Consider the following 26,091-nt stretch of genomic DNA (forward strand, 5'->3'; position numbering starts at 1 on the left):
CGCTTCGTTTGTTGTGAGACGAGTCTAGGCGTCGTATCTCATAAGCTTCAAATATGATATTCCTCTGCTTCCATCGGAAAGTTATATGGCTTTGGAGGGATGCATGGACCTGCGCCAGTTGCGGTATTTCATCAAAGTGGTCGAGTGCGGCAACATCACTCGCGCCAGCGAAGCGCTGCACATTGCGCAGCCTGCGATCAGCCAGCAGATGCGCAATCTGGAACTGGACATGGACATGCAACTGCTCGAGCGCAGCGTGCATGGCGTGGTGCCCACGGCGGCGGGACAGACGCTGTATCGGCATGCCATCGAACTGCTGCGCCAGGCCGACGGTACCCAGGAACTGCTGCGTCAGGACGCCGAATTCCCGCAGGGCAAAGTGTCGGTCGGCATGCCGTCGAGTACCGCACGCATGCTGGCGATTCCACTCGCACGCACGATTCGCAGTCGCTATCCGGGCATCAAGCTCGAGTTGATCGATGCCCCGAGCGCTGACCTTGGACGCCTGATCACGGTGGGGCGGGTGGCACTGGCGGTGAATGTCGATGCGGTCGAAACCCGTGGCATGGCCATGCAGCGGCTGTTCACCGAAACGCTGTACCTGGTGGCGTGGCCCGAGTTTTCGTTACCGGATGGACCGGTGTCGATCGAGGCGTTGGCGAAGATGCCGCTGGTGCTGCCCTGTGCGCCGAACACGATTCGCAGCCGGGTCGAGTCGGCCTTCCAGGAGGCGGGTCTGCACTGCGAGGTTGAGTTCGAGGCCAACTCCACGGACCTGCTGTTCTCGGCCGTCCTGGCCAAACTGGGCGTGACGATCCTGCCGTGGGCGGCCGCCCACGTTGAACTTGAGCAACACAGGCTCAAACTGGCCAGGATCGATCATCGACTGTTCACCCGTGATCTTTCGCTGTGCTGGCATGACACGGTCGTCGAGAGCAACGCGGTGCAAAAGGTCAAAGCGACCATTTTTGAACTGTTCAAAGACTTCGGGCGGCAGCCGGGGTGGGCGGCAGGGCGATAACGTTGTGAGGGCCGCCTTTTGTCGGTGTGCCTGAACCGGACTCGCGATCAGTTGATCCATTGAGAAGGACTCTGGAGCCGTCGTCATTCTCCGATTGAGGAGCTCAAACCATGCAGCCCAAGGCACACCAGCGATACGACCTGACGCTGTTGATGCTGTTTGTGTTGATCGTCGTGGTGTCGGGTTATTCACCCCGCAGCCGAGTGGATTGGGCACTGGAAAACCTGTTGGTGCTGTTACTGGTGGGCGCTTTGGTGGCGGTTTCTGGCCGGTTTCGCCTGTCGGCTGTTTCCATCAGCCTGGTATTCGTTTTCCTGTGCATTCACGAACTGGGTTCTCACTACACCTATGCCAAGGTGCCGTACGACCAATGGTGTTCAGCCTTGACCGGGGTCAGCTTCGATAAAGCGCTGGGGTTGCATCGCAATCATTTTGATCGGCTGGTCCATTTGAGTTATGGGCTGTTGATGGTCTATCCCATTCGAGAAGTGTTGGTGCGCCTGACGCCGTTGCGGGGTTTCTGGTTGGTGTTTATGGCGTTGAACATCATTCTGTCGACGTCGGCCATTTACGAACTGGTGGAATGGATTGGTGGCGCCTACCTGGGCGACGACACCTCGCGTGCCTTCGTCGGCGCGCAGAACGATCCCTGGGATTCACAGAAAGACATGGCGTTGGCAGTGGCCGGGGCCTTTGTCAGTGAGTGCGTGGTTTTGCTGTGCAAGCAAAAGCGCGCCGTTCCTCAGGCCCAACATTCGAATGTCGGGCGGCCTCCTTCGTGATGGGTCGTCGTGAGATAGACTCAACAGCGAACATCCTATGGTGGGAGTGACAACGGTGGCGGGATTGCGATGGACTCGCTGATCACGGCCGCAGCGCAGGCGCTGGCGGCGGGTGATCCGCTCGGCGCGCTGAATCGGGTCGCGTTGCGCGACGATGCGCCGGCACTGGCGTTGCGCGGGATTGCGATGGCGCAACTCGGTGATCTGGTGCGAGCCAAGGCGCTGGTGCAGAAGGCGGCGCGGGCCTTCGGGCCGAAGGAGGCCTTGGCTCGGGCGCGGTGTGTGGTCGCCGAGGCCGAGATCGCGCTGGCCTCCCGGGAGTTGGGCTGGCCGGTGAAGGCACTCGAGTCGGCGCGGGTGACGCTTGAGGCACACGGCGATCGAGTGAACGCTGCTCATGCGCGGTATCTGCAGATCCGGCGTTTGCTGCTGATCGGGCATCTCGAACAGGCCGAGGTGCTGCTCGCCGAGCTTGACCCCGCGCCCTTGCCGCCGGCATTGCGCGCCGCCCACGAACTGGTCGTGGCGGGAATCGCGATGCGACGACTCGAGACGAACAAGGCGCGGTCTGCACTCACAAGAGCCGAGCACGCCGCCCGCGACGCCGATATTCCTGCGTTGACGGCCGAGGTGGAAAACGCTGCCCTTGTCCTGGACACGCCCGTCGCGCGTTTGATTGCCTATGGCGAAGAACGGCCTCTGTTGCTGGATGAGGTTGAAGCGTTGCTCGCGTCCACGTCGCTGGTCGTGGACGCCTGTCGCTACGTGGTGCGTGGCGCCGGCATGTCGGTTCCCCTCGCGACACGCCCGGTCTTGTTCGCCCTCGCGCGGGCACTGGCCGAAGCGTGGCCGGCCGACGTGTCGAGGGAAACGCTGATTGCCCGGGCCTTTCGTTTGAAGCACGCCGATGAGTCCCTTCGCGCGCGGTTACGAGTCGAAGTCGGGCGACTGCGCGCGGCGCTTAAACCCTTGGCCGGCGTCACTGCAACCCCACGTGGTTTTGCGCTGGTGGCGCTGGTTGCCTCTGACGTTGTGGTGCTGGCGCAACACGTCGAAGAGAAGCACGGGTCGGTGTTCGCTTTTCTCGTCGACGGTGAGTCGTGGTCGAGCTCGGCCCTGGCACTGGCCCTCGGTGCCAGCCAGCGCACGGTGCAACGGGCACTCGATGAACTGGCCCGCGCGGGCAAGGTGCAGTCGTTCGGTCGCGGTCGGGCACGTCGCTGGATGACCCCGCCGGTGCCGGGTTTCGCGACGACCTTGTTACTCCCGGTGCCACTGCCGGGTGACTAGGATGAACGTCACCCACCCGTAACGAGGAATGCCAACATGAAACAGTCAGCAGCTAAAATCCTTCGTGAATATGGACCCTTTGCCGGTGTCGACAAAGTGCATGGCGTCACCTGGGACGGTCAGCACGTGTGGTTTGCCACCGGTGACAAACTCAACGCCCTGGACCCTGAAAGTGGCAAGACACTGCGTTCAATCGATGTCGCCGCCCATGCCGGCACCGCCTTCGATGGCCAGCACCTGTTCCAGATCGCCGAGGACCGCATCCAGAAAATTGACCCGCAGACCGGCCGTGTACTCGCGACTATTCCGGCGCCTGGCGGCAGTGATTCAGGGCTGACGTGGGCAGAAGGCACGCTGTGGGTCGGCGAGTATCGGGATCGCAAGATCCATCAGATCGATCCCGAGACCGGCGCGATTCTGCGCACCCTTGAATCCAACCGCTTTGTCACCGGGGTGACCTGGGTCGAGGGGCAGCTGTGGCATGGAACTTGGGAAGAAGACGAGAGTGAGTTACGCCATATCGATTCGACCACCGGCGAGGTGCTGGAGAGCGTGAAGCTGCCGGCCGGCGTCGGGGTGTCGGGGCTTGAATCGGACGGCGGCGATCAGTTTTTCTGCGGCGGCGGTGGCAGTGGAAAGGTGAGGGCGGTGCGGCGCCCCAAATAAGGCGCCGCTCAATCACTCACGGCGCGCCAAACAACATCGTCCAATAAACGCCTTCATCACTACGTGCGTCCGCCGCATAGGCCGCACCCACCTGAGTAAACATCGGGTTCATCAGGTTGGCGCAATGCCCCGGGCTGGCCAGCCAGCCCGACATGGCCTTGTTCGGTGAGCCCTGGCCGGCAGCGATGTTCTCGCCGATCTGCCGGCCACGGAAACCAGCGGCTCTGGCCCGGTCCGCGGGCATGTCACCGTCGGGGTCCTGGTGTGCGAAGTAGTTGCCGTAGGCCATTGCCTTGCTGTGCCCTTGTGCCGCTGCGCCCAAGGCTGCGTTCCAGGCCAATGGCCGCGTGGCGGCGAAGCGCTGACGACCGCAAAGTCGCGGCTTCGAGCGTGCCGCATTGACCTGTGCCAGCAATGCTTTGCTGACGGTTCGCGAATCACCCACACGACTGTCCAGCACGGGCTGCGCCAGCACCACCTGCCACTCACTCCGGGCGCGGCTGACGCCAATGTCGGCATATTGGGTATCAAGCAACGCCCCGCAGTAATCGTTCTGGAGCATGTCGAAGGCCTCATCGGCATCCTGCGCACCGACCACGCGAATCGTGCGCACGCTCACCGCCTGATAGCCAGACGCTTTCAATCGATCGCGCAAACCGCCGCCATAGCCGATCGGCAAGGCCAGGTTCGACTTCAATGCCAGCGGCGATAACGCTCGACCCGCGCGCCCCGAGCAGCGATCGGGGTGAGCGCGGTAGTCGTTGATGGCTTCCACCAATTGCCTTTCGGCACCGGCGTGGGCGGGGTTGGCGAACAGGGAAAACAGAGGAATGAAACAGAGCGAGGCAACGCGAACGAACAGGAGGGTTTGGCGCATGGATGAATAGCTCTGAGCGGGCAAGTGGAATTCACGGCTCGGCTATGACTGGCGCGTCAACACAAGGTTCACGGGCGAAAGAGACATATTTGCGCTGGGTGCAGAGCGTCCGCCAAAGAGGACATGGCGGTGTCGTATGATGGCTTCTTTTTACCCGTCACAAGGACCCAATCATGCCGTTAAGCAAACGCGATCAGGCGCACATCGAGCGTCGCCTGGTGGCCACCCTGACCGAGGCATGTGAGACGGCCAAAGTGGAAATCCTCGGGTTCTGCTGGCTGACCCACGAGATCGATTACGACCTGTTTCCCTCCAGTCTGCGGGTCATCTGGGTCTTCGATACGCAGGCCAACAAGGATCAGGCGCTGGCCAGTGGGCAGAGCGAACGCATGCTCGAGTTGACCGCCATTGCGTTAAGCGAAGCGGACGTTCTCGTCAGCCCGGTATCGGCCCATGTGCAGTTCGATTCTGAAGAAGAATGTCAGCGCGCCAATGCCGGTAACTGGCAGCAGCGCTTGTCGCGTCCGCTCACTTCGAAAACTTTCGCGCCCCGGCCACGCAAAGGATCACCGCGACGGTAACCCCCAACATGCCGATGCTGACGTGTTCGTGAAGCAGCGTGGCTGCCAGCGCCAAACCAAAAAACGGCTGCAGTAGTTGCAGCTGGCCGACGGCGGCAATCCCGCCTTGGGCCAGCCCGCGGTACCAGAATACGAAACCGATCAGCATGCTGAAGATCGATACGTAAGCCAGGCTCAACCACGCGGACGAGGTGATTCCCGAGAACGAAGCCGGGGCCATGAGCCAGGTCAGCGGGACCATGACGGGCAGCGACAGCAGCAACGCCCAAGAGATCACCTGCCAGCCTCCCAGGGTTCTTGAAAGCTTTGCGCCTTCTGCGTAACCCAGCCCGCAGGCGAGGATGGCCAGCAGCATGAGGATGTCGCCTGTCGGCGAAGCGGTCAGGCCTTGCGAGACGGCAAACCCCACGACCAACGCGCTGCCCAGCACCGAGAAGAACCAGAACACCGGCCGGGGCCGTTCCCCTCCACGCAACACGCCGAACACCGCAGTGGCGAGTGGCAACAGGCCAACGAAGACGATGGAATGCGCCGACGTCACGTACTGAAGCGCCAGCGCCGTGAGCAGCGGAAACCCTACTACAACGCCCATTGCCACAATCGCCAAAGGCATAAGCTGATGCTTGGCGGGACGTTTTTCTTTAAACAGCACCAGCATGCACAGCGCCAGGAGCCCGGCAATCGCCGCTCGGGCAACGGTCAGGAACACCGGGTCGAATTCCAGCACGGCCAACCGTGTGGCCGGCAGCGAGCCGCTGAAAATCAGCACACCGATAAATCCGTTGAGCCAGCCGCTCGCGGTCTTTTCCGTCATTGGGTTTTGCAGGGTCCGTTCCATCTGGAGGCACTCTCAATTTGCAGAGTTCCATCGTATGATCGACGATCACTACAATCAAAAAATTGTCATGGATACATCTCGACATGCCTCGTTCACGGTACAAGTCATTAGTGGATGCTTTGGCGGCTGACATCCGGTCAGGCCGATTGCTGCCGGGCACGCGCTTGCCGACGCATCGCCAACTGGCGGCAACAGAAGGGCTGGCGCTGGTGACCGCCAGTCGGGTCTATGCAGAGCTCGAAGCCATGGGCCTGGTCAGCGGCGAGACGGGGCGAGGCACGTTCGTGCGGGAGACGTCGTTGCCGCCGGGCTTGGGCATCGACCAGAAAAACGTTGCCGTGGGAATGACCGACCTCAACTTCAACTATCCCTCGCTGCCAGGGCAGGCAGAACTCTTGCGAAATGCGCTGCGCCAGCTCGCGTCCGGCGGTGATCTGGAGTCGCTGTTGCGCTACCAGCCACACGCCGGGCGTCTGCATGAGCGCGCCTCGGTGGCGCGCCATCTGCTCGCCCGAGGGCTGACGGTGAATGCCGAGCAAGTGCTGATGGTCAGCGGTGCCCAGCATGGACTGGCCGTGACGATGATGGCGCTGCTACAACCCGGTGACGTGATCGCAGCGGATGCGCTGACCTATTCAGGATTCATCGTGCTGGCCGAAGCCTTGCACCTTGAAATCGTGTCCATTCCCGTGACCGAACACGGACCTGATCTGGAGGCGCTGGACCGTCTGTGCCGGAGCCGCCGCGTGCGGGCGGTGTACTCGATGCCGACGCTGCACAATCCGCTCGGGTGGGTGATGAGTGCCGATCAGCGCGAGTCGCTGGTGACGATTGCGCGCAGGCATGACTTGCTGATCATCGAGGACGCGGCGTATGCCTTCCTTGCCGAGGACCCGCCGGCACCGTTAGCGCAGCTCGCACCCGAGCGGACCGTTTACGTTTCAGGGCTCTCCAAGAGTGTGGCCACCGGATTGCGTGTAGGTTTCGTCGCCGCCCCGGCCGAAAAAGTGCCTGCGCTGGAGCGAACGATCAGGGCGACCACCTGGAATACTCCGGGTGTGCTGACAGCAATCGCGAGCACGTGGCTCGACGATGGCACCGTCATGCAACTGGAAGCTGAAAAACGTCGGGATGCGCAGGCCAGGCAGACCATGGCCGCAGAAGTGCTGGCGGGCCTTCCGTGCATTCGTCATCCGTCGTCCTATTTTCTTTGGCTGCCTTTGTCTGAAGATGCGAGGGCAGACCAGATCGCCGCGGCGCTGCTGCGTGAAAAAGTGGCGGTTTCAACCGCTGAGCCTTTTGCGACTTCTGCTCATGTGCCGCATGCGATTCGCTTGGCGCTGGGGTCGGCAGAGATGGGCGCACTGCGGGAGGCGCTGGAAAAAGTTAAGTGGGTGATTGGTGCTTATTCATAGCTTGAAGTCGCCCACCGCCATCTATATTGAAAGGTCCAGTCCGCTGCAGGTGTTGCAAGCGCCCTGACGAGTGGCGAATCCATCAAGCAAGAAGGACTGGTCCACAGAGGGCAATCTTTATCATCCAGCATTTTCAATCAGGAGATCATCATGACCCAGATCGAAAAAGTACTGTACACCGCCAAAGTCCACACCACGGGTGGGCGGGACGGCGCATCACGCAGTGATGATGGACGACTCGAAGTCAAGCTTTCGTCCCCCGGCACCAAGGGTGAAGGCACCAATCCGGAGCAGTTGTTCGCCACCGGTTGGTCAGCCTGCTTCATCGGTGCGATGCAGGTCGCTGCCGGCAAAATGAAGGTCACGCTCCCCCCTGACCTGGCCATTGACGCCGAAGTTGATTTGGGCACCAACGCAGGTGGTTATCTCCTGCAGGCTCGCCTCAACATCAGCCTGCCGGGAATGGACCGCGAAACCGCCCGGGTGCTGGTGGATGAAGGGCACAAACTGTGTCCTTACTCAAAAGCTACGCGGGGCAACATCAACGTCGAAATCAATCTGGTGTGAGCCGTAATGCTGTTCACTTTGGGGTGGGGTACATATCCGTTTCTGCGGTGATGGCTGATTACGGTTTCGCTTTTACAGCCAGCCCTTTCAAGGTCTTCGTTTAAAATCCCCCAAAACTCCAGTCAGGGTGACGAAAACGATGTGGGCAGAAGTTCTAGCGCGGTTTGAAAAAAAGGCACCGGCCAGTGTCATGGTCAAGTTGGCACTGGAGCATGCCATTCCTGCTGAGTGGGTTGATCAGGTGTTTGAAGAGCATCGTCAACGCCAGTACCCGCGTGAGCTTTTGTTTTCGACCATCGTTGAGCTGATGTCCCTTGTTTCATTGGGCCTACGGCCTTCCTTACATGCCGCTGCGCGCCAGATGGATGCTCTACCGGTTACCTTGGCGGCGCTCTATGACAAGGTCAGCCGCACAGAACCGGCATTGCTGCGAGCCTTGGTCACCGGCAGCGCAGAGCGCTTGGCTCCGACGATAAAAGAGTTGGGCTGTTCGGCCATTTTGCCCGGCTGGCAGCTGCGCATCGTTGACGGCAATCACCTGCCGTCTACCGAAAAACGCTTGGGGGCTTTGCGGCGTGAACGAGGCGCGGCTCGGCCGGGGTTTTCGGTAGTGGTTTACGATCCTGACCTGGATCAGATCGTTGACTTGCAGCCTTGCGAGGATGCCTACGCCAGTGAGCGCGTCAGCGTGCTGCCGTTGTTAGCCCGCGCCAGTGCGGGACAGCTGTGGATGGCCGATCGACTTTATTGCACGCTGCCCGTCATGCAGGCCTGCGAGGAAACGAGCGCTTCGTTCATTATTCGCCAGCCGAGCAAGCATCCACGGTTGATTCAGGAAAGCGACTGGCAAGAGCCGGTGCCTGTCGAAGCCGGGACAGTACGCGAACAAATTATCGAACTCAAAGGCGGCTACCGCTGGCGCCGAGTTGAACTGAGCCTGCAAACACCTACCGAATCAGGCGACTGTGTGATGTGGTTCTGGAGCAATTTGCCCGACACCATCAGCGCTGAGCAAATCGCCAATTTATACCGTCGTCGCTGGAGTATCGAAGGGATGTTCCAGCGCCTTGAATCGGTGCTGGACAGTGAAATCGAAAGCCTCGGCTCTCCCCGGGCGGCCTTGCTGGGTTTTGCCTCAGCGATCTTGGCCTACAACGTTCTGGCGGTTCTCAAACGTAGTGTGGAACAGGCTCACCGCGAGACGCAGCCTGAAGGTTGGGAAGCCTCGACCTTCCATCTGGCGGTGCAAGTGCGGAGCGGTTATGAGGGCATGCAGATCGCGCTGCCCTCAGATTACCTGTTACTTCAATCAACCTCAGAAACACTGGCAAAGCGGCTGTTGGCGCTGGCCAGGAATATCAAGCCTAAGCAGGTCGCCAAAAGCATACGCGGCCCAAAAATCGCCAAGCCCAAGGAATGGCTGGAGGGAAAGGCTGCCAATGCTCATGTGTCGACCGATCGGGTGCTTAAGGCCCATAAAGGGAAAACACCTTGAAAGGGCTGGCTGTAAAAGCGAAACCGATAGCCGCCGTGACCGCAGAAACGGATATGTACCCCAACCTTAAGTGAACAGCATAATGGTCTGAGCCGGACCTGTTACGCAGCCAATGGCAAGGAAGCACCCAAGGAACTGTTCACGCGCCTCAGCAAAGCCCGCGCCTGAGTCGACATCGTCACCGATCGCCCTCCCTGCGCCCAGCCGGAAGGGCGTTTTGCTGTCTGGAACGCGGCAAGCGTTCAGCGTTCAAACATGAATGACCGGTTTCAGGTTGTGTGAAAACGTCCGGGATTGACTAACCTTCTGACGTCGAGATCGTAAAGGGCGCCTTGCACCGCCCGACCTCCGCCCACGCTATTCTCACCATGGACGGACTCATCGTATCCCTCAGCTGAGGTATGAAGATGAAGCACACATTCGCGGTCGCTATAGCGGCCCTCGCGCTTTGCGTCTCGGCCCTCGCCAGCGCCGCTCCCGCCGCCGATCCCAAGGACATTCGACCCTTCCACGTCAATGTTGCGGACAAGGACCTCACCGATCTGCGCAACCGTATAGCAGCGACCCGCTGGCCGGACAAAGAGACAGTTTCCGATCAATCACAGGGCGCACAACTGGCACAGCTGCAGGAACTGGTTCGCTACTGGGGCACGGACTACGACTGGCGCAAGGCCGAGGCGCAGCTCAATACTCTGCCCCAGTACGTGACCACTCTCGACGGGGTCGAGATCCACTTTATCTGGGTGCGCTCCCCCCACCCGAACGCTTTGCCGATGATCATGACCCACGGTTGGCCAGGCTCCGTGTTCGAGTTCATCAAGGTCGTCGGTCCGCTCACCGATCCGACCGCGCACGGGGGCAATGCGGCAGATGCCTTCGACGTGGTGATTCCGTCCATTCCTGGCTACGGCTTCTCTGGCAAGCCGAGTGGTATCGGTTGGGATCCGGACCACATCGCGCGGGTCTGGGCGCAGCTGATGCAGCGCCTTGAATACACTCACTACGTGGCCCAGGGTGGCGACTGGGGCGCCCCCATTACCAGCGCGATGGCGCGCCAGGCGCCGGCCGGGTTGCGCGGTATTCACCTTAACCTGCCCGCCACGATACCGGCGGAAGCGAGCGCGGCGCTCGCTGTCGGCGGACCGGCGCCGGCGGGATTTACCGAGAAGGAACGCGCGACCTATGACGCCGTCGCCACGCTCGTCAAACAGGGGAACCTGGCGTACAGCACGATGATGGCCGCGCGACCGCAGATGATCGGTTACGGCGCGACGGATTCACCGGCCTTCCTCGCCGCGCTCATGCTCGTGCATCCAGGCTTTGCCCGGTGGACATACGGCGCCGACCCCCAACAGTCGCCGACCAAGGATCAAGTGCTGGACGACATCACCCTCTACTGGCTGACGAATAGCGCCGCTTCGGCAGCAAGGCTCTATTGGGAGAACATGGGGCGAAGCCCTCTTTCTTCGGCGGCACAGAAGACCACCGAGATTTCGCTGCCGGTGGCCGTCACGGTGTTTCCAGAGGATGTCTACTGCCCGCCAGAAACATGGGCAAGGCGCGCTTATAGCAACCTGATCTACTTCCACCAGGCCGACAAGGGCGGCCACTTCGCGGCCTGGGAACAGCCGCAGCTTTTTACCGAGGAACTTCGCACGGCGTTCCGATCGCTGCGCTAAGTTCAAACAACCTTGGGACCAATCCATTTCGTGACGGTGGGGGCTCGCCACTGCTCCAGCGCATCAATCAGCGTCGATGGATCGGTGTGGAAGATCAGCATCTCGCTGTGTTCGGCTTTCATGAAACCTTCGTTCACGGCATGGTTGAGCAGGCTGCGAACCGGATTGAAAAAATCGCCGATGTTCAGGCAGGCGACGCCTTTGTGGTGTTCGCCCAGTTGCGTCAGAGTCGCCACTTCAAACAGCTCCTCAAATGTCCCCAGGCCGCCAGGCAGCGCGATGAACGCATCGGCGCATTCACTCATGCGCGTCTTTCGACTGCGCATGTCTGGCGTCACTTCATGCCGGGTCAACCCGCCATGAAGATGCCCGAGGTCGAACAGCAGGCGGGTAATGATGCCAATGACTTCACCGCCTTCGGCGAGCACCGCATCGGCCATGACGCCCATCAGGCCTTTGTCGGTGCCGCCATAGACCAGGCGTATTCCGCGTTTTGCGATTTCCCGGCCCAGGGCTTGGGCACCGTCGACATACTCGGGGCTGAAGCCGAAATTGGAGCCAGAGAACACAGCCAGGCTACGAAGTGGAGGAGGCGTGGGCATCGGATTATTCCCGGTGGAAGGTCAGCCCCCATGATGCGCACGCCTGGAACTGCGAAGAAGATCCAAGAATGGGCTGATGGAGTGGGCCATGACCCTCGACAGGTGCGCAGCGCCGATGCTTTTACATCAACGCCAGAATGCGTTTGCCAAGCTGTTCGGCGGCATCCTGTGAGTCGATGTTGGCGAACCCGAGCAGCAGCGCAGAATCGGTCTGGCCACGGATACTCCAGTCGGTCAGGGCTTCTGCATAAATCCCCGCCTGTTGCAGACGCTCGACCAGCGACTTATCGGATTGCTGGTCCGTCAGGCGAAGGATCAGGTGCATGCCGCCAGGCTGCGCATCAATGCGAATGTGATCGCCCAGGGCTTTCTTCAGCCCCCTCGCAGTCGCCTCCCGGCGTTCGCCGTAGAGTTTTCGCATGCGCTGGATGTGGCGGGCAAAATGCCCCTCGGTCAAGAACGTCGCGACGATGGCTTGCGTGAGTTCCGGGCAACCGCCGAGAAAGGTCTGGCTGACGTGTTCGAATCGTTCGACCTGCGCTGGCGGCACCACCAGGTACGCGAGCCGGATGCCGGGATACAGCACTTTGCTGAAGGTCCCGGAGTAGAGCACCCGACCATCACGATCCAGGCTCTTGAGCGCGGGCAGTGGCCGACTGATGTAGCGGTACTCGCCGTCGTAATCGTCTTCGACAATCCAGGCGTGCTGTTGGCTCGCCCACTCAAGGAGCGCCAGACGTCGCGGCAGCGACAGCGACACGCACAGCGGGCTCTGATGGGCCGGGGTGACAACCGCCGCACGCGCGCCGGGCGAACTGTTCACACCTTGCGCGACCAGCATGCCGTCCTGGTCGACTGGAACGGGGGTGATGTCCATCTGAAGATGTTCCAGCAACTGGCGGGTGGGCAGGTATCCGGGGTCTTCAACCAGCACGCGATCTCCCGGTTTGAGAAGCGCATAAGCGATCAGCGCCAGGGTGTTTCGGTAGCCCGAGGTGATGAACACTTGAGCGGGCGAGCAGGTAATTCCCCGTGCGACCTGCAAGTAGGTGGCAATCGCGGTGCGCAACGATTCCAGCCCATAGACAGACGGATTGGCCATGTCCGGGATCCGCGTGGCACGCACGCAGCGTGCGCCGATTTGCGACCAGATTTTCCTGGGAAAGGCGTCCAGCGCGGGCAGGGCCATTTGAAAGGGTAGGACCGGTGCCTTTTGCCTGATGGAAGGGCTTCCCGCTGAACCGAAGGGGCGCTCCGTGGGGGCAGAGGACGCACGCACGTTGATCCCCGGCGCCACGACCGTGCCGGCCTGGCCACGCGACTGGATGTACCCCTCGGCAGTCAGGAGTGAATACGCGGTATCGATGGTGCCTCTGGCCAGCCCAAGTTCTTTCGCCAGTGCCCGGGCCGCAGGTATCCGCTCTCCCGGTGTGAGCACGCCGTCAGTGATCGCGCCGCGGAACCGCCAGTAGATTTGCCGGTAAATCGGCTCCGTGGAGGCGGGATCGAGAGGTGAAAAACTGTTGATTTGATTGGCCATTAGCCTCGCCTGTGCATGCCTTCGCGCTCAGTCTGCGCCAAAAGCGCCGCCGGCATTAGTTAGAAAAAACTCGTGCAGCGCCTGATCTGTCTTGCTCCGGGCCTGCGCTACTGCCTCCGGGCCGAAGGCGGTTCCTTCGACGGTGAAAAACGTCAGGTCATGCAGCCCGATCATGCCCAGCACGGCTTTCAGATACGGCGTCAGAAAGTCTGGCTGACGTGGGTGTTCCCCGGAAAATCTGCCGCCCGATGACACTGCGATAAAGACGGGACGGTCCCGCAGCAGGCTGGTTTTGCCTTCCGGGCCGACATTGAATGTGCGACGAACGCGAGCGATATGATCGATCCAGACCTTCAGTGCAGCCGGTACAGTGAAGTTATGCATAGGCGTTCCAATCACCACGACATCGGCACTCTTCAGTTCTTCAATCAGCGCTTCCGAGCGGGAGATAGAGCCTTCTTGGGAGACGTCTGCGGACGACTGTTGGGAAGTTGCGTAAGGCTCATCCACCTGCGATAGAACGTCACCCGCCACCACTCGGTTTATGACAGTCGCCGTTGGATCGTTATTGAGTAAACACCCAATAATGTTTTTAGAAAGTCGCAAACTCTCGGAACTGTGCCCGCGAGGACTGCAAGTCACGTGGAGGATTTTCATGATTCACCCGTTTCTGAAATGGCGTGGTTGAGGGGAATCATTCTAAGAAGCCTATGACCCAGGACAAAGGTCCATGAATGGAGTTTGTCACTGGGCCATCATGGCCTAGAACACAACACCGATCATGGACCTTATCAAATAGGCCAAGCCGCAGCACGATGGAGTCCTTCAACCCCCCACTACAAGGATTCATCATGAGCAATCGTCTCGACTACGCCAAGGCTTCACCCGAAGGTTACAAGGCTTTTGGCGGGGTGTACGTCTACCTGCAAAACAGCGGTCTCTCACACGAGCTGATCGATCTTGTCTACCTTCGGGTCTCGCAAATCAATGGCTGTGCTTACTGCATCGATATGCATTCCCGCGACCTGGTGAAACTCGGCGTTACTGTAGAAAAGCTTGTACTGGTACCCGTGTGGCGCGATGCCGGTGAAGTGTTCAGCACCCGTGAACGCACCGCCCTCAGTTGGGCGGAAACGGTCACTCGCGTCGCTGAAACGGGCGTTCCCGATGCGGACTATCAAGCCGCTGCTACCGAGTTCAGCGATAAAGAACTGGCTGATCTCACTTATGCGATCGGATTGATGAACGCCTTCAATCGACTCGGCGTTACGTTCCGCTCGGTGCCTGCGGCTGCCGGCAACGCTTGAAGTACCCCATCAGTCAGTAGAACTCTCTCTCCCAGTCTCGCCGAGCCGTAACGCTTGGCGAGTCACCCAACGGAATTATGACTATGGCCTGGGCACTGCTTGGCATCGCTGGCATCCTCGAAATCGCCTTCGCCTTCTACATGAAGGGCTCTGACGGTTTCACGCGATTAACCCCTGGACTCTTGGCGGCCGCCACTGGCTTGTCGAGTGTCTTTCTGCTTTCACTCTCGCTGCGAACACTGCCCGTGGGGACGGCCTACGCGGTCTGGACCGGTATCGGTGCGGCGGGCACCGCGATCCTGGGCATGGTGCTGCTGGGCGACGCCACGACGGCGCTGAGGATAGTGTGCATCGTGCTCATTTTGGCCGGTGTCATTGGCCTGCGGTTGGTCGCCGGAAACTGAGGACCAGCGCTTTCACTTACAAACCATCACCCAACACCTTGAGGTACTCGGGACTCTCGGATATCGAGTTGTGCCCTGTACCCGGTATGACCTTCAGCGATGCCACCCCGTCGGCGAAATGCGTGAAGAGCCGCTCCGTGCTGGAACGGGGTATCACTTCGTCGTGCTCAGCCGCGATCAACAGCGTCGGCACCGTGATGTGGGCGGCGTACTTCCAGGATTCAAAGGTGTCCTTGAGCAACCACTTCACCGGGAAGATGGGGAACTGCCGGGCGGCGAGTTCTTCAACACTGTTGTAGGGCGTGATCAGCACCAGACGCGCCGCCGGGCGTTGGCTGGCGAGGCGTACGGCGACGCCCGAGCCCAGGCTGCGACCGACCACCGTAATGTGTGGATGGGTGGCGTAGACCAGGTCAAACAAGGTCATCGCGTCGCGCGAAATCATCTCCTCGGAGGGCGATCCGGAACTGCCACCGTAGCCTCGGTAGTGCAGCAAGTAGAGGGCGTGATCGGCAAAGGCTGCGGAAAACGAAGGCAGGCTCCGGGAGACGTCCTCGGCATTTCCACCGAAATAGATCAACGCTTTGGCCCCCTCGTGCGGCCTGACGGACACCACCACCTGCGCGTCGTCGACCGACAGCGTGATCAGTGTTGCCGAGGTGCCGACTGCGCGGGGTTGCGGGAAGTAGATGAGGGCGCGCTGGAACACGAACAGCGCAGCGCACAGCGCCAGATACACGATGGCGATGATGACGACGATTGACACCAGGATTCGTGGCATTCGGCTAACTTTAGTGGGCGGCATTGACGGCTCTGGCCTGAAGACGGCTATCACTTGATCGCTGTCAGAGTGTAGTAGACCGATAGCGCGACGCAGCGGGAGGGGCAGCCATGCCCATCGCTGTTAAATGGCTCAACGTCCTGCCTTCCGAAACAGCGGGGTGCTGATCAGCTAAGGATTTGAGCACCGCTATCCTTGTGGGAGCGAGCTTGCTCGCGATAGCGGACTGGCAGACAACGTATGTGTTGAATGTAAGACCGCCATCGCGAGCAAGCTCGCTCCCACAGGTTCTGCGCCTTCCATTTCTGCGTGCTGGTGGAGATTGCGGTGCTTGTGTCGCCGGTAGCTATGCTGATGTGGCCAGCCTCGTGCGTCCGACGCGAGAAGTGCGGTGGACCGTGGCTGACAGCAAAAATGTGGAAGGGCAATTCCATGAGCCACACTGATGGGTACACGCGTCGAAAAATACTCACGCTGGCTGCCGGTGCTTCGGCGGTTTTCATCTTCGATCCGGCATTTGCAGCATCCACGCCGTCGAGCGAAACAGGAGGCAAGAACATGCTGACCCGGGCCATTCCTTCCAGCGCCGAACTACTACCGATCGTTGGGCTGGGCACGTATCGCGGGTTTGATGTCGAGCCTTCAAGCCCCGCCTACAAGCAACTGCCTGCGGTGCTGCGCGCGTTGTTCGAGAAGGGCGGGAAGGTGATCGACAGTTCGCCGATGTACGGTCGCGCCGAACAGACGACCGGTGAACTGCTGTCGATTCATGAGCCGCGCTCGCCGGCCTTTCTGGCCACCAAGGTGTGGACCCGTGGCCGCGAAGAAGGCATCGCGCAGATGGAACAGTCCTTCAAACTGCTGCAAACCGACCGGATCGACCTGATACAGATTCACAACCTGCTGGACTGGAAAACCCATTTGCCTACGCTGCGCAAATGGAAGGAAGAAGGGCGCATTCGTTACATCGGCATCACCCATTACACGGCGTCGGCGTATGACGAGGTGGAAGCGGTACTCAAGGCTGAGCCGTTGGACTTTTTGCAGATCAACTACGCCCTGGACGATCGAGGCGTCGAGAAACGCATCCTGCCGCTGTGTCGCGAGCGAGGCGTGGCGGTGATCTGCAATCGGCCATTCGGCGGCGGTGATTTGCTCGCCCGCTTGAAGGACAAACCGTTACCGCGCTGGGCCGCGGATGTGAGGGTCAATAGCTGGGCGCAACTGGCGCTGAAGTTCCTGCTGACGCATTCGGCGGTGACCTGCGTCATCCCCGGCACCGGCAACCCGCGTTACATGGCGGAAAATGCCGGTGCAGGTTTCGGTCCGATGCTGACGGGGGCGCAGCGCGAGCAGTTGATCGACGTGCTGGGGTAGGCGAACTTTCGAGGCCCGTCAGGTGTTGTCCGGCGTCTGGCGAAACCGCTCCGGGATGGCTTCCGCAAACGGATAAAACGAAAACCAGGGCCTGGCTTCGTCAATGACCCGCTGGACGGACGGCCTGTTCATCAGCCTGTCGAAATAGGCTTTCAAGTGACCGTAGTCGTCGGGGAACGGCTCGAGCGTACTGGCATAGAAAAGTGCCGGGGCCGCGGCGCAATCGGCCAGGCTGAAATCTGCACTGGCGAGCCAGATTCTGGACGCCATCTGGTGGTCGAACATGCCGTACGCCGTCTGTAGTGTGCAACGTTCTCGGGTCAAATCGCCGTGAGCGTCGCGCAGGCGATCAAACACAATCTGTTGCAGCGGCGTCTGGAGATAGTGGTCGCAGACACGGTCCCACAGACGGACCTCAAGTGCGGTGTCCCAATCGTTCGGAACGAGGGGATGTTCACCCGGATAAAATCGATCCAGGTACTCGATGATGATCGTGGTCTCTGCCACGTTGCGCTGGCGAGCGTGGTCGCGGATGACCGGGAACTTGCCGAGCGGCCATAGTGCTTGCAGCTCTGCTCTGTCTGCATCGTTGGCGAGATCGATGATCCGCTTCTCGAATTCGGTAGCGTTTTCGTAGAGCGCGATAAGCACTTTGTGGCAGAACGACGACAGTGGATGGTAGTAAAGAGTCAGCGACATCTCTCAGCTCCTCGAAAGGCAGGTGACCCCCATCATCATAGTCGCCCGTCCGGGACTGTTAAGCGCGCGGTGCTAGACTTTCAGGGTGGGATGGATGATCGAACAACCTGATCCGGCGGTGCGATGGTGAGAACGCTGGAGGTATGACATGACGACTCAACTGCTGGCTAAAGAACACATCAACGTGGTGGTCCGCAATTATGTAGAAGGCATGGTGTTCGCTGATGAAGCCTTGCTGCGACAGGCCTTTCATCCTTCTTGCCGCATCATAGGCCATTACGAAGAAAAGCTTGAATGGGCATCCCTGGAGGAATTTATCAGCGCGATCAAGGCCGAGGGGCCGGCAGCCAAAGAGGTCAAACCGTTTTGGGAAGTGCTCAGCATCGATGTCACGGGCGATGCCGCCGCGGTAAAAGTCACTGATGACTATCTCGGCATGCGATTTACCGATTATCTGTCGCTACTGAACATCAATTACCGCTGGATGATTGTGAACAAGCTGTATTACCTGAACGAATAGCGCGTGAGCCTGGGAGCCAACGGCTCCCAGGCATCGTGCTTCGATCAGTGCCGATCCAGCCACACCGTCTGGGCATTGCAGAATTCACGCACACCGAAATGCGAGAGTTCACGGCCAAACCCGCTTTTCTTCACGCCGCCGAAGGTGACGCGTGGGTCGGAGGCGCAGTAGCCATTGATAAACACACCACCGGTTTCCAGTTCACCGGCCATCTGCTCGGCAAGCTCGACGTTGCGTGTGTAAATGGTGGCGGCGAGGCCGAACTCACTGTCATTCGCCAGTGCCAGCGCATGCGCTGCATCGCGCGCCGTGATGATCGAGGCCACCGGGCCAAACAGTTCCTGTTTGAACGAGGTCATCTGGTCGGTGACATCACCGAAGACCGTGGGCTCGTAAAAGTTGCCGGGGCCTTCAGCCTTCTTGCCGCCCATCAACAACGTCGCACCTTCTTCCAGGGTGTCGCGCACCTGTTGATCCAGTTCATCACGCAGATCAAAGCGAGCCATCGGCCCGATGTAAGTGTCGGCGGCCAGTGGATCGCCGACCACCAGTTTTTGCGTGGCTTCGACGAACTTGCGCGTGAATTCCTCGACGATGCCTTGCTCGACGATCAAGCGTTTGGCCGCCGCGCAAACTTGCCCGGTGTTCTGGTAGCGGCCAATCACGGCGGCTTTGACCGCTTCGTCGAGGTCGGCATCGTTGAGGACGATGAACGGATCGGAGCCGCCCAGTTCCAGTACACACTTCTTCAAGGCCGCACCGGCTTGAGCGCCGATAGCCATGCCGGCTCGCACGCTACCGGTGAGGGTGACTGCCGCGATGCGGGGATCGGCGATTGCGGTGGAGACGCCGTCCGGCGTGACGTTGATGACCTCGAACACGCCTTCAGGGAAGTCGGCTTGCTTGAAGGCCTCCCGCAACAGATAAGCGCTGCCCATCACGTTGGGCGCATGTTTGAGGACGTAGGTGTTGCCGGCGATCAATGTTGGGACCGCGCCGCGCAGGACCTGCCAGATCGGGAAGTTCCACGGCATTACCGCGAGAATCGGGCCAATCGGGCGGTATTCAATGCGCGCTTTTCCACCTTCAACCAGCGTCGGCTCAGCGCTCAGCATCGCCGGGCCGTGTTCGGCGTACCACTCGCAGAGTTGCGCGCACTTTTCGATTTCGCCGCGCGCCTGAGTGATCGGCTTACCCATTTCCAGGGTGATCATGTTCGCCATCGCTGCGGCGTTGTTGCGCAATGCCTGAGCCAGGGCGATCAACAACTGCGAACGTTGATCAACCGGTTTGCTGCGCCAGGCGCGGAACCCGGCAGCAGCGCGGGACAGGGCGGCGTCCAGTGCCGATGCGGATTCGAAAGGGTAGTGGCCGATCTGCTCACCGTTGGCGGGGTTGATCGAAATGGCATGGGTGAGGCTGGAAACTTGAGTCATGGCACCGTCCTGCTAGGTGGGGATGCGCTCAGGTTACGGTGGCGTTTATTTTCTGGAAACTGAATAATACTGAGCATATCGTTCACGTTTGGAGAATGCCTTGGATCTGGTTCAGCTGGAAATTTTCAAAGCCGTCGCCGAACACGGCAGCATCAGCGCGGCGGCTCAGCACATCCACCGGGTGCCGTCGAACCTGACGACGCGGATCAAGCAGCTGGAGCTGGATCTGGGCGTGGACCTGTTTATCCGCGAGAAGAGCCGCCTGCGCCTGTCGCCGGCCGGCTGGAGTTTCCTCGATTATGCCCGGCGCATTCTCGACCTGGTCCAGGAGGCTCGCGCCACCGTGGCGGGCGAAGAACCGCAGGGATCGTTTCCCCTTGGGTCGCTGGAGAGCACCGCTGCGGTGCGCATCCCTGAGCTGTTGGCCGCGTATAACCAGAAGCACGCCAAGGTCGAGCTGGACCTGTCCACCGGACCTTCGGGGACCATGATCGATGGGGTGTTGTCTGGCCGACTGGCGGCAGCGTTTGTCGATGGACCGGTGCTGCACCCGGCCTTGGAAGGCGTGCCGGCGTTTGAGGAAGAAATGGTGGTGATCGCACCGCTCAACCATTCCCCCATCCAGCGTGCGCGGGATGTTAATGGCGAAAATATCTATGCCTTCCGCTCCAATTGCTCCTACCGCCACCACTTCGAAAGCTGGTTCGCCAAGGACGCGGCGGTGCCCGGCAAGATTTTCGAAATGGAGTCCTATCACGGCATGCTGGCGTGCGTCAGCGCCGGTGCAGGCTTGGCGCTGATGCCCCGCAGCATGCTCAACAGCATGCCCGGATGCACCACCGTGAGCGTCTGGCCGTTATCGGAATCGTTCCGCTATTTGCGCACCTGGCTGGTGTGGCGCCGGGGAACGGTGTCGCAAAGTCTGACCATGTTTGTGCGCTTGCTTGAGGAGCGCGGGGTGGTGCGGGATGAAGTGGCGCGCTAGTTCGCGCGCTTGAGAATGTCCAGATCGGTGTGCCGGCTCATTCCCCGGCTTTCGTCGACTTGATGAGATTGTTGCGCAGTTTCACGACCGCTTTTTGCAGGATCGTGAACTCGTCGGGCGTCAGGCCCGTTGCGTCGGCGAGGCCCATTTCCGGTTGGCTTTCGCGCAGCTGTCGACCGTTCTTCGTCAGGCTGATCCGCACCTGGCGCTCGTCCTCGGGATCGCGCTGCCTTTGCAAAAAGCCCATCGCTTCCAATTTTTTCAGGATCGGGGTCAGTGTGTTCGATTCGAGAAACAGCTTCTCGCCCAGGCTGCCGACGGTCTGATTGTCTTCCTCCCACAGCGCGACGATGGTGATGTATTGCGTATAGGTCAGCCCAAGCTGCTCGAGTATCGGCTTGTAAGCCTTGCCGAAGGCCAGGTTGGTGGAATAGACCGCAAAACACAGAAAGTCGGAGAGCTTCAGGTCGGCGGGGACGGCGTTGTCGGTGGGTTTCATGTGCATCCTCGTTGGCCAAAGACGGATGGCTCGCAAAAAACGAAATATACCTCGTATGCGATTGTGTCGGAACGACTCTAACTGACGGTGGCGACCGGTTCGACGGCGAAAGTCGAACCGGTCGTACGGTGCATCACGCTGTCAGGGCGGTGATGACCACGTCGATATTGCCTCGCGTCGCCTTCGAGTACGGGCAGATTTGGTCTGCGGCGTGCGCCAGCTCCGTTGCGACGTCTTGCGTCAAGCCTGGCACGCGAAGAGTCAGCCGGGCCTGGAGGAAGTAGGCCGGACCGGTCTGGCCCAGATCGACCTCAATATCAATGGCCAGATTGGGCGGCAGCGTCACCTTCATATTTTTCGCCGCCAGCTCGACGGCAGCGGTGTAGCAGGCCGACCATGCGCCGGCGAAAAACTGCTCTGCCGTTGGGTGCGGCACGATGGCTGCGAACTCGTGTGCCAGTCTAGGGTTTCCAGGCGACGAGAGCTGGATGGAGAGGCCGCGGGAAGAGTTGTCACCGTCGCTGAACGTTGTGTGGGTTTTGCCTGTGGCCAGGACTTTTTCGATCTTGTTCATGGTTGAGTCCTCAACGTTTTGTTGGGTTTGTGATTCGTATGCGCTTAAAGCGCATACGATATATGGCGTATCGACTATGCCGATCGATAGCAACGCCGCGCGGTGCGTCAAGCCGTGAGGACGTTCAGGGCCACGTCAATGTTACCCCGCGTCGCTTTCGAGTACGGGCAGATTTGATCGGCGGTGTGCGCCAGTGTCGTCGCGATGTCGTGGGACAAACCCGGCACACGCAGGGTCAATCGAGCCTGAAGGAAGTAGGCCGCACCGGTCTGACCCAGATCGACTTCGATGTCGACGGACAGATCCGACGGCAGCACCACATTCATCTCACCGGCCACCAGGCCGACGGCGGCGGTGTAGCAGGCCGACCATGCGCCGGCGAACAGTTGCTCGGCAGTCGGGTGCGGCTGGGTGGCGGCGAACACGTGGGCTGGCTTGGCGTTGCCAGGCGTCGACAGGGTGATGTCGAGGCTGCCGTCATGGCCGCGCGAGGTAGTGCCAGCGTTGCTGACGGTGGTGTGGGTTTTGCCGGTGGCCAATACTTTTTCGATCTTGCTCATGATGATTTCCTAATTTTCTATTGTTTGCGTATGCGCTTATATCGCATGCGACATATTTAATGGATTAAAACGATCTTCACGCCGTCAGGACGTTCACCGCCACGTCGATGTTGCCCAGCGTCGCTTTCGAGTACGGGCAGAGTTCGTGTGCGGCGTGCGCCAGTGCGGTTGCGACGTCGTGTGCCACGCCCGGCAAGCGGACGAAGAATCGAGCCTGAAGGAAGTAAGCCTGACCGGTCTGGCCCAGATCGACCTCGATGTCGACAGACACATCGGCCGGCAGCACCACTTTTTTCGCCTTGGCTATGTGTTCGATGGCGGAGATGTAGCAGGCCGACCATGCACCGGCGAACAGTTGCTCGGCGGTCGGGTGCGCTTGGGTGGCTGCGAACACGTGGGCCGGTTTTGCGTTACCTGGCGACGACAGCTCGATGTCGAGGTTGCCGTGGGCACGGGTCGCATCGCTGAACGTGGTGTGGGTTTTGCCGGTAAACAGTACTTTTTCGATCTTGCTCATGGAATGAATCCTCAACGTTTCAATAGGTGGGTTGTCTGTCGTATACGTTTGTATCGTATGCGATTGAAATAATACTCGCGCAGAGCTCAATCGGTGTCAAGGGGTGGTGTGGCGTCCAGCCGACGAGTGGTTTGTTGGCGGGATATGCCGAATTCGTCGTCGACCGGGCCTAAAGCGATCAAGCCGTGGCTTCGGGAATGGGCCAGTCTGAGCGGTCTGTCCAAGGAGTTGATGATGAAACGACTGTCCCTGGCCGAAGCTCGCGAGCTGGCCGAATCGATCTTGCTGCACAACGGTTTCAACCTTGCCCACGCTCAGGCGGTGGCCGCTACGGTAATTGCCGGCGAGCGCGATGGCTGTGCCTCCCACGGTCTGTACCGGGTATTGGGGTGCGTAAATTCGCTCAGGGCCGGCAAGGTGGTGGCCGATGCCGAGCCACGGGTGATCGACCAGGCACCTTCGATCGTGCGGGTCGATGCGGCGGGTGGTTTTTCCCAGTTGGCGTTTCAGGCGGGTCTGCCATTACTGGAGGAGAAAACCCGGGCAAACGGGATTGCGGCTCTGGCAATCAATCGCTGTGTGCATTTTTCCGCGCTGTGGGTCGAGATCGAGCAACTGACCGCTGCCGGCCTGGTGGCGCTGGCGTGTAATCCCAGCCATGCCTGGGTCGCGCCGGCGGGAGGCAGTCAGCCGGTGTTCGGCACCAATCCCATCGCATTCGGCTGGCCGCGTTCGGGCAAGGATCCGTTTGTGTTCGACTTCGCCACCAGTGCGATTGCCCGTGGCGAGATCGAGTTGCATCGACGCGCCGGCAAAGCGATCCCCGAAGGCTGGGGCGTCGATGCAGACGGGCGACCGAGTACCGATGCGAACGTGGTGCTCGATGCCGGCGCGATGCTGACGTTCGGCGGGCACAAGGGCTCGGCGCTGGCCGCCATGGTGGAGTTGATCGCCGGGCCGTTGATTGGTGACCTGACCAGTGCCGAATCGCTGGCGTACGACGCAGGCAGCAAGTCGTCGCCGTACCACGGCGAGCTGATCATCGCCCTCGATCCGCGACGCTTTCTCGGCGAGGCCACCGAGCAGCACCTGGCCCGTGCCGAAGTCATGTTCCAGAGCATACAAGGGCAGGGCGCACGCTTGCCGTCGCAACGGCGTTACGAGGCGCGAGCACGCAGTTTGGTGGAGGGCGTGCAGATTCCCGAAGCCTTGTACAGCGACTTGAAGGCACTGCTGGGCTGAAGAAACGGGGAGCCCAGTCCCCTGTGGGAGCGAGCTTGCTCGCGATAGCGGTCTGACATTCAGCACATGTGTTGAATGTTAATCCCTCATCGCGAGCAAGCTCGCTCCCACAGGAGGTCGCTGCACATTTGAGTGTTTTTTACAGCGGTTGGCGGTGGCTGTTGCCGTCGACCAGACGGGCGATGCCCAGCGGATTAGCGTTTTTCAGCGCCTCAGGCAAGAGCGCATCCGGGCAGTTCTGGTAGCACACCGGGCGCAGGAAACGGTCGATGGCCAGGCTGCCGACCGAGGTGCCACGGGCATCGGAGGTGGCCGGGTAGGGCCCGCCATGCACCATCGCATCGCAGACTTCGACGCCGGTCGGATAGCCGTTGAACAGTACCCGACCGACTTTCTGTTCGAGCAGCGGCAGCAGTTCGCTATGGGTTTGCAGATCACCGGCTTCGGCAATCAGGGTGGCCGTGAGTTGACCGTGCAAGCTCTGCAATGCTCGTTGCAGTTCAGCCTTATTGGCTACTTCCACCAACACGGTAGTCGGGCCGAAAACTTCTTCCTGCAACAGCGGGTCGCCATTGAGCAGCAGGCTGACGACGGCCTTGAACAGCTGCGGCTGGGCCTGCTTGCCCTGTTGTTCGCGGCCAGCCAAGTGGCTGATGTGCGGATGCGCGTGCAGCGCCTGCACGCCCTTGGCGTAGCTGGTTAACGTGCCGGCGTTGAGCATGGTTTGCCCCGGCTGGTCGGCCATGATCGCACTGAGCGATTCAATAAATGCGCTGAACTCGGGGGAGCGAATGCCGATCACCAATCCGGGGTTGGTGCAGAACTGGCCGCAGCCGAGCACCACTGACGCGGCAAGTTCGCTGGCGATTTTCTCGCCCCTCAGTTGCAAGGCTTCGGGCAGTACCAGCACCGGATTGATGCTGCTCATTTCGGCAAACACCGGAATCGGTTGTGGCCGTGCGGCGGCCATGTCGCAGAGGGCGCGACCACCCTTGAGCGAACCGGTGAAGCCGACCGCCTGGATCGCCGGATGTTTGACCAGTGCTTCGCCGACGCCCGCGCCGTAGATCATGTTGAACACACCCTTGGGCATGCCGGTTTGCTCAGCGGCGCGGAGGATCGCATTGGCCACGAGTTCGGCAGTCGCCATATGCCCGCTGTGGGCCTTGAACACCACCGGGCAACCGGCGGCCAGGGCGGCAGCGGTGTCGCCACCGGCGGTGGAGAATGCCAACGGGAAATTGCTCGCACCGAACACCGCGACCGGGCCGACGCCGATCCGGTACTGACGCAGATCCACCCGTGGCAGCGGCTGACGCTCGGGCAAGGCTCGGTCGATGCGCGCGTCATAGAAATCGCCACGGCGCAGGACCTGAGCGAACAGGCGCATCTGACCGCTAGTGCGGCCGCGTTCACCTTGAATACGCCCGGTCGGCAGCGCGCTCTCGCGGGTGACCAGGGCAACGAACTCATCGCCCAGCGCATCCAGTTGCGCGGCGATGGCCTCGAGAAACTCTGCGCGGCGGCTCGCCGGCAAGTTGCGAAAGGCCGGGTAAGCGGCTGCTGCGGCCTGGGCGGCGGCGTCGACTTCCTCAATAGTGGCTTGCGTGAACGAGTAGGGCAGCGTTTCGCCGGTGCTGGCGTCATGGCTTTGCACGGTGATGTTGCCAGCGGCACTGCGCGCACCGCCGATGTAGTTGTGGCCGATGATTTGGGGCATGAAAAACTCCTGTCGGAATGTGAAGCCAAATACGTTGCCAGGTGCAGCGCATGACCTGTAGCAGCTGCCGAAGGCTGCGTTCGACGGCGAAGCCGTCGTAAAACCATGCAACGCGGT

The 26,091-nt window shown here is 60.5% G+C and carries 28 protein-coding genes; 15 read left to right on the forward strand and 13 right to left on the reverse strand.

The features are described 5' to 3' along the window. Positions 1 to 103 precede the first annotated feature (103 nt). The 4 genes from AC3IUE_RS13540 to AC3IUE_RS13555 all read left to right on the forward strand — a co-directional run bounded on the left by AC3IUE_RS13540 (position 104) and on the right by AC3IUE_RS13555 (position 3,759). Complete coding sequence (locus tag AC3IUE_RS13540) at positions 104 to 1,021, forward strand: LysR substrate-binding domain-containing protein (protein WP_489268025.1); 918 nt, start codon at positions 104 to 106, stop codon at positions 1,019 to 1,021. Between the two features lie 110 nt (positions 1,022 to 1,131). Then, positions 1,132 to 1,803, forward strand: a complete 672-nt coding sequence (locus AC3IUE_RS13545) for a DUF2238 domain-containing protein (protein ID WP_489268027.1) — start codon at positions 1,132 to 1,134, stop codon at positions 1,801 to 1,803. A 69-nt stretch (positions 1,804 to 1,872) separates the two neighbouring features. After that, a complete protein-coding gene (locus tag AC3IUE_RS13550) occupies positions 1,873 to 3,093 on the forward strand; it encodes a helix-turn-helix domain-containing protein (RefSeq protein ID WP_489268028.1) in 1,221 nt (406 codons plus the stop codon). Between the two features lie 36 nt (positions 3,094 to 3,129). Then, entirely contained in the window at positions 3,130 to 3,759 is a 630-nt protein-coding gene (locus AC3IUE_RS13555; protein ID WP_489268029.1) for a Vgb family protein, read from the forward strand. Positions 3,760 to 3,775: 16 nt separating this feature from the next. On the opposite strand, the gene AC3IUE_RS13560 is transcribed toward AC3IUE_RS13555, so the two are convergent. Next, the gene (locus tag AC3IUE_RS13560) at positions 3,776 to 4,636 is read right to left on the reverse strand and encodes a CAP domain-containing protein (protein ID WP_489268030.1); all 861 of its coding nucleotides are present in this window, start codon (positions 4,634 to 4,636) and stop codon (positions 3,776 to 3,778) included. Between the two features lie 173 nt (positions 4,637 to 4,809). Here AC3IUE_RS13560 and AC3IUE_RS13565 point away from each other — a divergent pair, with 173 nt between their 5' ends. Continuing rightward, positions 4,810 to 5,217 (forward strand): hypothetical protein, encoded by a 408-nt coding sequence (locus AC3IUE_RS13565; protein WP_489268032.1) that lies wholly within the window; start codon positions 4,810 to 4,812, stop codon positions 5,215 to 5,217. Here AC3IUE_RS13565 and AC3IUE_RS13570 read toward each other — a convergent pair. Then, positions 5,165 to 6,055 (reverse strand): DMT family transporter, encoded by an 891-nt coding sequence (locus tag AC3IUE_RS13570; RefSeq protein ID WP_489268034.1) that lies wholly within the window; start codon positions 6,053 to 6,055, stop codon positions 5,165 to 5,167. The genes AC3IUE_RS13565 and AC3IUE_RS13570 overlap by 53 nt on opposite strands. 83 nt (positions 6,056 to 6,138) lie before the next feature. Here AC3IUE_RS13570 and AC3IUE_RS13575 point away from each other — a divergent pair, with 83 nt between their 5' ends. The 4 genes from AC3IUE_RS13575 to AC3IUE_RS13590 all read left to right on the forward strand — a co-directional run bounded on the left by AC3IUE_RS13575 (position 6,139) and on the right by AC3IUE_RS13590 (position 11,211). Continuing rightward, positions 6,139 to 7,470, forward strand: a complete 1,332-nt coding sequence (locus AC3IUE_RS13575) for an aminotransferase-like domain-containing protein (protein ID WP_489268036.1) — start codon at positions 6,139 to 6,141, stop codon at positions 7,468 to 7,470. 150 nt (positions 7,471 to 7,620) lie between these two features. Beyond that, positions 7,621 to 8,037, forward strand: coding sequence for an organic hydroperoxide resistance protein (locus AC3IUE_RS13580; protein ID WP_489268038.1), 417 nt, complete (start codon positions 7,621 to 7,623; stop codon positions 8,035 to 8,037). Positions 8,038 to 8,227: 190 nt separating this feature from the next. Further along, positions 8,228 to 9,532 (forward strand): IS4 family transposase, encoded by a 1,305-nt coding sequence (locus AC3IUE_RS13585; protein ID WP_489268819.1) that lies wholly within the window; start codon positions 8,228 to 8,230, stop codon positions 9,530 to 9,532. Between the two features lie 401 nt (positions 9,533 to 9,933). Then, positions 9,934 to 11,211, forward strand: a complete 1,278-nt coding sequence (locus AC3IUE_RS13590; RefSeq protein WP_489268040.1) for an epoxide hydrolase family protein — start codon at positions 9,934 to 9,936, stop codon at positions 11,209 to 11,211. A gap of 2 nt (positions 11,212 to 11,213) precedes the next feature. Here AC3IUE_RS13590 and AC3IUE_RS13595 read toward each other — a convergent pair whose 3' ends face one another. The 3 genes from AC3IUE_RS13595 to AC3IUE_RS13605 all read right to left on the reverse strand — a co-directional run bounded on the left by AC3IUE_RS13595 (position 11,214) and on the right by AC3IUE_RS13605 (position 14,010). After that, positions 11,214 to 11,813 carry an LOG family protein gene (locus tag AC3IUE_RS13595; protein ID WP_489268042.1) on the reverse strand — a complete coding sequence of 200 codons (600 nt, stop codon included), beginning with the start codon at positions 11,811 to 11,813 and terminating at the stop codon, positions 11,214 to 11,216. 121 nt (positions 11,814 to 11,934) lie between these two features. After that, the gene (pdxR, locus tag AC3IUE_RS13600) at positions 11,935 to 13,353 is read right to left on the reverse strand and encodes a MocR-like pyridoxine biosynthesis transcription factor PdxR (protein ID WP_489268044.1); all 1,419 of its coding nucleotides are present in this window, start codon (positions 13,351 to 13,353) and stop codon (positions 11,935 to 11,937) included. 27 nt (positions 13,354 to 13,380) lie between these two features. Then, on the reverse strand, positions 13,381 to 14,010 hold the full coding sequence (locus AC3IUE_RS13605; protein ID WP_489268046.1) for an FMN-dependent NADH-azoreductase: 630 nt from the start codon (positions 14,008 to 14,010) through the stop codon (positions 13,381 to 13,383). A 194-nt stretch (positions 14,011 to 14,204) separates the two neighbouring features. Between AC3IUE_RS13605 and AC3IUE_RS13610 the strand changes: the two genes are divergently transcribed. Both AC3IUE_RS13610 and AC3IUE_RS13615 read left to right on the forward strand, forming a co-directional pair. Further along, positions 14,205 to 14,660: a carboxymuconolactone decarboxylase family protein gene (locus AC3IUE_RS13610; RefSeq protein ID WP_489268048.1), complete on the forward strand. Its 456-nt coding sequence runs from the start codon at positions 14,205 to 14,207 to the stop codon at positions 14,658 to 14,660. An 83-nt stretch (positions 14,661 to 14,743) separates the two neighbouring features. Beyond that, positions 14,744 to 15,064 carry a DMT family transporter gene (locus tag AC3IUE_RS13615; RefSeq protein WP_489268050.1) on the forward strand — a complete coding sequence of 107 codons (321 nt, stop codon included), beginning with the start codon at positions 14,744 to 14,746 and terminating at the stop codon, positions 15,062 to 15,064. A 16-nt stretch (positions 15,065 to 15,080) separates the two neighbouring features. On the opposite strand, the gene AC3IUE_RS13620 is transcribed toward AC3IUE_RS13615, so the two are convergent. Next, on the reverse strand, positions 15,081 to 15,869 hold the full coding sequence (locus AC3IUE_RS13620) for an alpha/beta hydrolase (protein ID WP_489268052.1): 789 nt from the start codon (positions 15,867 to 15,869) through the stop codon (positions 15,081 to 15,083). A 408-nt stretch (positions 15,870 to 16,277) separates the two neighbouring features. Here AC3IUE_RS13620 and AC3IUE_RS13625 point away from each other — a divergent pair, with 408 nt between their 5' ends. Next, on the forward strand, positions 16,278 to 17,222 hold the full coding sequence (locus tag AC3IUE_RS13625; RefSeq protein WP_489268054.1) for an aldo/keto reductase: 945 nt from the start codon (positions 16,278 to 16,280) through the stop codon (positions 17,220 to 17,222). Positions 17,223 to 17,240: 18 nt separating this feature from the next. On the opposite strand, the gene AC3IUE_RS13630 is transcribed toward AC3IUE_RS13625, so the two are convergent. After that, the gene (locus AC3IUE_RS13630; protein WP_489268056.1) at positions 17,241 to 17,921 is read right to left on the reverse strand and encodes a glutathione S-transferase family protein; all 681 of its coding nucleotides are present in this window, start codon (positions 17,919 to 17,921) and stop codon (positions 17,241 to 17,243) included. A gap of 148 nt (positions 17,922 to 18,069) precedes the next feature. Here AC3IUE_RS13630 and AC3IUE_RS13635 point away from each other — a divergent pair, with 148 nt between their 5' ends. Continuing rightward, the gene (locus AC3IUE_RS13635; RefSeq protein ID WP_056745311.1) at positions 18,070 to 18,441 is read left to right on the forward strand and encodes a nuclear transport factor 2 family protein; all 372 of its coding nucleotides are present in this window, start codon (positions 18,070 to 18,072) and stop codon (positions 18,439 to 18,441) included. A 44-nt stretch (positions 18,442 to 18,485) separates the two neighbouring features. Here AC3IUE_RS13635 and AC3IUE_RS13640 read toward each other — a convergent pair whose 3' ends face one another. Then, positions 18,486 to 19,877, reverse strand: a complete 1,392-nt coding sequence (locus tag AC3IUE_RS13640) for an aldehyde dehydrogenase family protein (RefSeq protein WP_489268058.1) — start codon at positions 19,875 to 19,877, stop codon at positions 18,486 to 18,488. 100 nt (positions 19,878 to 19,977) lie between these two features. Between AC3IUE_RS13640 and ptrR the strand changes: the two genes are divergently transcribed. Next, positions 19,978 to 20,862, forward strand: a complete 885-nt coding sequence (gene ptrR, locus AC3IUE_RS13645; protein WP_489268061.1) for a putrescine utilization regulator PtrR — start codon at positions 19,978 to 19,980, stop codon at positions 20,860 to 20,862. 37 nt (positions 20,863 to 20,899) lie between these two features. Here ptrR and AC3IUE_RS13650 read toward each other — a convergent pair whose 3' ends face one another. The 4 genes from AC3IUE_RS13650 to AC3IUE_RS13665 form a co-directional block, all read right to left on the reverse strand. Next, positions 20,900 to 21,361, reverse strand: coding sequence for a MarR family winged helix-turn-helix transcriptional regulator (locus AC3IUE_RS13650; protein ID WP_056745307.1), 462 nt, complete (start codon positions 21,359 to 21,361; stop codon positions 20,900 to 20,902). A 133-nt stretch (positions 21,362 to 21,494) separates the two neighbouring features. Further along, positions 21,495 to 21,935, reverse strand: a complete 441-nt coding sequence (locus AC3IUE_RS13655; RefSeq protein WP_489268063.1) for an Ohr family peroxiredoxin — start codon at positions 21,933 to 21,935, stop codon at positions 21,495 to 21,497. A 107-nt stretch (positions 21,936 to 22,042) separates the two neighbouring features. Further along, on the reverse strand, positions 22,043 to 22,495 hold the full coding sequence (locus tag AC3IUE_RS13660) for an Ohr family peroxiredoxin (protein WP_489268065.1): 453 nt from the start codon (positions 22,493 to 22,495) through the stop codon (positions 22,043 to 22,045). Between the two features lie 76 nt (positions 22,496 to 22,571). Beyond that, a complete protein-coding gene (locus tag AC3IUE_RS13665; protein ID WP_415768568.1) occupies positions 22,572 to 23,012 on the reverse strand; it encodes an Ohr family peroxiredoxin in 441 nt (146 codons plus the stop codon). A gap of 234 nt (positions 23,013 to 23,246) precedes the next feature. Between AC3IUE_RS13665 and AC3IUE_RS13670 the strand changes: the two genes are divergently transcribed. After that, complete coding sequence (locus tag AC3IUE_RS13670; protein WP_489268821.1) at positions 23,247 to 24,254, forward strand: Ldh family oxidoreductase; 1,008 nt, start codon at positions 23,247 to 23,249, stop codon at positions 24,252 to 24,254. Between the two features lie 139 nt (positions 24,255 to 24,393). Here AC3IUE_RS13670 and AC3IUE_RS13675 read toward each other — a convergent pair whose 3' ends face one another. After that, positions 24,394 to 25,974, reverse strand: a complete 1,581-nt coding sequence (locus tag AC3IUE_RS13675; RefSeq protein ID WP_489268068.1) for an aldehyde dehydrogenase (NADP(+)) — start codon at positions 25,972 to 25,974, stop codon at positions 24,394 to 24,396. Positions 25,975 to 26,091: the final 117 nt, after the last annotated feature.

This window comes from Pseudomonas sp. GL_093 (genome assembly GCF_057837605.1).